Annotated in this window: 1 protein-coding gene and 1 pseudogene; both read left to right on the forward strand. The window is 66.8% G+C overall.

Annotated elements, in window-relative coordinates:
- Positions 1 to 628 (forward strand): annotated as a pseudogene (locus tag ACRCSW_RS16880) (methylase); the annotation flags it as partial.
- Positions 629 to 631: 3 nt separating this feature from the next.
- On the forward strand, positions 632 to 1,663 hold the full coding sequence (locus ACRCSW_RS16885; RefSeq protein WP_438706817.1) for a DUF7146 domain-containing protein: 1,032 nt from the start codon (positions 632 to 634) through the stop codon (positions 1,661 to 1,663).
- The last annotated feature ends 302 nt before the right edge of the window (positions 1,664 to 1,965 follow it).

Genomic DNA, 1,965 nt, shown 5'->3' on the forward strand with positions numbered 1-1,965 from the left:
CAGCCTGATGCTGGATGACGGCACGATCGAGCCGCGGCTGCGTCTGGTCCGGCCGACCGAGGCGAGCACCGTTCCAGCGAAGATCATGGAGGACACCCACTGGTTGGAGGCCGACCGCTCGGCCTTCGCCACCGCCTGGACCGCGGAACTGGCCGAGGTGCCCGAGTTCTCGGAAGCCACGCTGCACATCGTGGCGGGCCTCCTGCTGCCGATCTGGAAGCAGCTCCCCCAGGACGAAACCCGCGTCTACAGGCTGCAGACCGACGACGGTCAGCGCATCATCGGTCGCCGGGTCTCAGCCGCGTGGGTCGCGACCACGCTGGCGGCCGACGCACCGAGGCTCACGGCGGCGCAGGTCCATGCCCTCGTTCTGGAGGGAAAGACCGTGGTGCGGCTGGGCGAGGGGATGGAGTTGCACCGGTCGCGCGTCATGGGCGTGAATCGGATCGAGCTCTCCGGCTTCACGGAAGCGGCCAAGGACCGGCTCAAGGCTGACGGTTTCTTCTCGGAGATCATCAGCTGGAAGTTGCGCCTCTTCTGCCCGACCGATCCTGCCGGCATTGCCGTGCTGGAGCGTCTGATCGCGCGTTGCGCTGTCACAGGGCTACATTCGCGGGGAGGGTGTTGACCCATGTATTCCGAGACTGAAGATGTGATCCGCGCTCTGGCAGAAAATGCAGAGAGCGTGTGTCGATCCTACCTTCCCGCCGGTCGGCGGGAAGGGGCCTACTGGATCGTGGGCGATCTGCAGAACAGCCCAGGCCGGTCACTCTTCGTGCGGCTGACCGGGCCTGCATCCGGGCCAGGCGCGGCCGGCAAGTTTACCGACAGTGCCACAGGCGAGCATGGCGACCTTCTCGATATCATCCGTGAGCGAACCGGGATCTTGCGCTTTCCCGATCTTCTCACTGAGGCCCGGGCGCATCTGGGCCGTCCGCAGCCGGTTCTCCCCGATACGCCAGTGCCGAAGAAGGCCGAAGCCCCTGGTGGCACGCCAGCGGCGGCGGCGCGGTTGTTTGCAGCCTCGATGCCGGTCGCAGCCACGCTTGCCGACACCTACCTCCGCTCCCGGGGCTTGACCCAAGGCGGCAGGATGAGCGCCCTTCGCTTCCACCCGAAGTGCTGGCATCGGGATGAGGGCCAGACCCGGAGCCTCCCCAGACCGGCGCTGATCGCCGCGGTCACCGATGGGGCAGGGGCCTTGCAGGGTGTGCATCGTACCTGGCTGGCGCCTGACGGACAGGGGAAGGCGCGGGTCGAGACGCAGCGACGTGCCATGGGTCACCTCCTCGGCAATGCCGTCCGGCTGACCCCGCATGACGACATCCTCGTGGTCGGCGAGGGCATCGAGACCATGCTGTCCCTGATCGAGGCAGTGCCCGGCCTTCCCGTCTGGGCGGCGCTCTCGTCGGGTCATCTCGGGGCTGTGCTGTTGCCGGAGGGTTTGCAGCGCCTCTACATCGCCATCGACCGCGATCCGGCAGGGCAACGCGCGGCAGAGAGGTTGGGCGCCAGAGCAACCGAGGTCGGGATTGGTTGCCATGTGCTGGAACCCCGGCTCGGGGACTTCAATGATGATCTCCGGGCGACCGGCAAGGACGCGCTGCGCCAGCATCTTGCAGGGCAGATCGGGCCAGAGGATCGGCATCGTCTATCCGGCTGAGCAGCATCGCGCAGGGACGGTCAGGGGCAGTAGGGCAGGGGTCACGGATCCCTGTCGTGGCTCTGGATCGTCGCTTTGCCTCTTCCCGGGCAGTCTCATCCAACCGTCACCCACACGGCCTTCAAGAGATGGGCAGGCGGCCGTCAAAGGGGCCGCCCCTTCAAGGACGGGGGGCGACTGATTTCCGCCGGCGGGGACGAGCCCCGCCTTTGCATCGCGAAGCATATGTGGACACCCCCTTCGTCAAGTCTTTCCTCAAAGCGCGTCGAATCCGGTTGGGTGCTTGCATATGTCCGGCCTCG

Source organism: Tabrizicola sp. (assembly GCF_051645465.1).
In the GTDB taxonomy this organism is placed as follows: domain Bacteria; phylum Pseudomonadota; class Alphaproteobacteria; order Rhodobacterales; family Rhodobacteraceae; genus Tabrizicola.